This is a genomic window from Caballeronia choica, from assembly GCF_001544535.1.
GTDB lineage: Bacteria > Pseudomonadota > Gammaproteobacteria > Burkholderiales > Burkholderiaceae > Caballeronia > Caballeronia choica.
Genome location: NZ_FCON02000380.1, coordinates 1 through 2,367, shown reverse-complemented (window position 1 = coordinate 2,367; position 2,367 = coordinate 1). Strand labels below are relative to the sequence as shown.

Here is a 2,367-nt window from a genome sequence, read left to right as displayed (position 1 = left end):
CTTTGCTTCGTCCACGAGCTCGTACTGTCGACGCTTGCTCTCGAGGTTCATCTGCACCTGAGCCTGCGTAGACTGCCTGTAATTCCGATATCGGAATTACCGGCATAATTCCGTGTAAAAAAATATGGCCGAGTAGTTTCATTTTCGTCGTAATTGGTAACGTTTTTGTTCCATAGTGGTCGGCATTATCCTGACTCCTCTCAAGGTAATCTTGATTGGGAGGAGATCATCATGGAGCCGTCATACAGTCGCTCGTGGTCGTTGAGGTGTGTGCTAGAAGGGCCGCTCGCGTCCTATATCAGTTCCTTTACCAAATCGCTGGACGACCAAGGATTTGCTCCAGAGTCGAGCCGTGGGCAAACCCGATTGGCTGCTGATTTTAGCCGTTGGCTCAAGCAAACACATGCTGTTTTACCAGCGATTACGGACGTGCATATAGCGAGCTACTTACGTTATCGGGCTCGTCATCGACGCCCCAGATCATGCGACACCTACGTATTGAAACGGTTGCTGGATTTTCTGCGCCAACAGGGTGCCGCCGTAGAGTTGCCGACCGTTGCCGTCGAGGTGACGCCCGATCGGCGGTTATTGGACGAGTACACGGTGTACTTGCAGCAGGAACGGGGTCTTTCGACCGAGACGATCGGCATCTATGTGCCTTTTGCCCGAGTCTTTTTGACGGCCTGTTTCCGTGACCGCAAAAAAATACAACTCGCTTCGCTGCGGGCCGCTAATGTCATCGCATTTGTACAGGAGCAGGTAAAATGCCTTCATCTGGCGCGGGCAAAAATGATGGTCACTGCGCTGCGATCTTTCCTACGATATTTGCTTTACTGCGGCGCCGTCAAGCGTGATCTGGCTGCCGCTGTACCTACCGTTGCCAACTGGTCGATGGCATCAATCCCTCGTGCGATCGCGGTGGAGCATGCGCAAGCAGCGCTCGCATCTTGCAACCGTCACAGGGCCGTGGGCTCCCGGGATTATGCAATTTTATTGCTGCTGGCCCGACTGGGTTTGCGCGCGGGCGAAATCGTCGCGCTCAAACTGGATGACATCGACTGGGATAGTGGAAGTCTGTATGTGCACGGTAAGAGCGCAAGGGGATGCCCCATGCCGCTACCGGCCGATGTGGGTGAGGCGATCGCCGACTACCTGCAGAAGGGGCGACCGCACAGTACCAGCCGCTCTGTATTTTTGCGTAGCGTAGCGCCGGTGGGGGAGTTTCAGGGACAGGAAGCCATCGGATCTATCGTTGAGCGTGCGCTGGAACGAGCAGGTATTGATACGCCGCACAAGGGTGCCCATCAGTTTCGACATGGGCTGGCCTGCGACCTATTGCGTCAGGGTGCTTCCCTGGCAGAGATTGGCGAGCTGTTACGCCATCGTCATCCAGAAACAACGGCGATCTATGCGAAGATCGACCTTGCTGCCTTGCGCACACTGGGCTTGCCTTGGCCGGGAGGTATGCAATGAACACACTGCGCGAAGCGGTTCAGAGCTATTTAGCGTTGCGCCGCGGCCTGGGATTCAAGCTGCTTCTTGCCGGCAACGCTTTGCAGGACTTCGCTACCTTTATGGAAAAGCGGCGGGCTGTTCACATCACCCTACGCCGCGTGCTCCAGTGGGCACAGCAACCGAAGTACGCTCAACTGGCAACGTGGGCAGCACGAGTAGGTTATGTCCGTGGATTTGCCCAGTACTACAGTGCAATCGATCCACACACGGAGATTCCACCGTGCGCCTTGATGCCGTACCGGCCGCGCCGCGCGAAGCCCTACCTTTACAGCAGTGCAGAAATTGAGGCCCTACTTCAAGCCGCATTGACTCTCTCTGGCGGAATGGGCCTGCGTCCGTGGACATATTATTGTTTCTTAGGTTTGCTGAGTGTATCGGGATTACGCCTCGGTGAAGCACTCGATTTGAGACGGGAGGATGTTGATCTGAATGAAGGCATTGTGACGGTTCGGGGGAAATTCGGAAAAATACGGATGGTGCCTCTGCATGCTTCAACCCGGCAAGTGCTTGCTGATTACGTCACACGTCGTGAGCGTTTTCTTGCTGGACGATCCGCGCTCCACCTGTTTGTGTCCAGCACGCTCAATCCATTGCATCGCGCGGACGTGTACAGAACGTTCCATGCGTTGTCGCGCCAAATCGGTTTGCGCAGCCCCACCGCCACCCACGGACCGCGTTTACATGATTTTCGCCACCGATTTGCCACAGAAATCCTGTTGCAATGGTACCGCAATGGCGAAGACGTTGAGCACCGCTTACCGCTTTTGTCCACTTACCTAGTACTACTGTGTTAAAAAATAAGGCATTATTCGCTTATCTTCAAGTGACCTGTGAGGAAGGCGATGGAAATCC

At 54.9% G+C, this 2,367-nt stretch carries 2 protein-coding genes; both read left to right on the top strand.

The window, feature by feature from the left end; all coding sequences use genetic code 11:
- The first annotated feature begins 231 nt into the window (after positions 1-231).
- Positions 232-1,473, top strand: coding sequence for a site-specific integrase (locus AWB68_RS44180; RefSeq protein ID WP_087650358.1), 1,242 nt, complete (start codon positions 232-234; stop codon positions 1,471-1,473).
- Complete coding sequence (locus tag AWB68_RS44175; RefSeq protein ID WP_087650357.1) at positions 1,470-2,309, top strand: tyrosine-type recombinase/integrase; 840 nt, start codon at positions 1,470-1,472, stop codon at positions 2,307-2,309. The genes AWB68_RS44180 and AWB68_RS44175 overlap by 4 nt, the downstream gene beginning before the upstream one ends.
- Positions 2,310-2,367: the final 58 nt, after the last annotated feature.